Here is a 1,053-nt window from a genome sequence, read left to right as displayed (position 1 = left end):
CAGGTCACCGCCCTGCTCGGCGTTGTTGATCGCGAACCCGCCGTCGATGCCGATCCTGGCCTTGTAGATCTGGTACTCGACCTTGGCCGTGGGGCTGCCTGTGAGCTCCTCCTCGATCCACACCCCGTAGTACGTCGGCGTGGAGGCCTTGCCGATCGGCAGGATGCTGTGCGCGACCGGGGTGTAGGTGTAGGACACCTTCACCGTGTCGGTCGCGCCGACGCTGCCGCCGGAGAGGGCGACGATCAGCGTCTGCGAGGACGTGACGACCACGATGTAGTCGGTGCCCTCGACCAGCGTCACGTCGCTGCCGTCCTTGGCGCTGATCGCGGTCAGGCCGGTGCGGGGGATGGCGGCCACGCCGCCGGAGTCGAGGACGTACTCCTCGTCGGAGACGTTCACCGGGGACGCGGCGACGTCGGTCACGTCCGACGTGGCCAGGCCCAGCGCGAGACGGAGGTTGTCCGTCGTCCACTCGCGGAGGACGAACCGAGCCTCGGCGGTGATGGACTGGATGGCCTCGGCGACGATGACCTCCGGGAAGCGGTCCATCTTCTGCCGGTAGGTCGGGTTGATGTTGAGGGTCGCGTCGGCGCCGAGGAGGCCGACGGGCGTGCACGCGGCCTTGGGCGCGTCGACGGCGCCGATGAGGACGCGGGCGCCCTTGCTGAACTGGACCTTGTCGGGGTTGGACGTGCTGTATCCCATGCTGCTCTCCTCCTCAGGGGAGCCAAGAGGTTTCGAGGTTGACGCGCCACGCCAGGAGGCGTTGCGCGGGGCCGACAGGTTCGAGGCGCTCGTGGCCCGTGACCCTGAACCGGCTCAGGGGCTTGGCGAGCGTCTCGTCGTACGTGTAGGTGAGGGCGGCGGCCTCGAGTTCGTCGAGGACGTCGGCGGCCTCGTAGACGGTGGCGGCGTAGAGGTAGGCGCTGAGCTGCCAGACGGCCATGCCGGCAGTGAAAGTGGGGCCGTCGCCGCCGTCGAACGTGAGGACGACCATGGGGAGCGGGAGCTCGTCGAGGCGGACGTCGTCGCCGACGATCCGCGCGCCCG

Annotated in this window: 2 protein-coding genes; both read right to left on the bottom strand. The window is 69.3% G+C overall.

The window, feature by feature from the left end; genetic code table 11:
• Positions 1 to 708: hypothetical protein (locus VF202_05540; protein HEX7039556.1), on the bottom strand; the 708-nt coding region annotated here is incomplete at its 3' end.
• 13 nt (positions 709 to 721) lie between these two features.
• A partial coding sequence (locus VF202_05535; GenBank protein ID HEX7039555.1) for a hypothetical protein occupies positions 722 to 1,053 on the bottom strand: 332 nt, incomplete at its 5' end.

The sequence above is a fragment of the Trueperaceae bacterium genome (assembly GCA_036381035.1).
Taxonomy (GTDB): Bacteria; Deinococcota; Deinococci; order Deinococcales; family Trueperaceae; genus DASRWD01.
The sequence above is the reverse complement of the archived record's forward strand: the minus strand, read 5'-3'. Positions and strand labels throughout refer to the sequence as shown.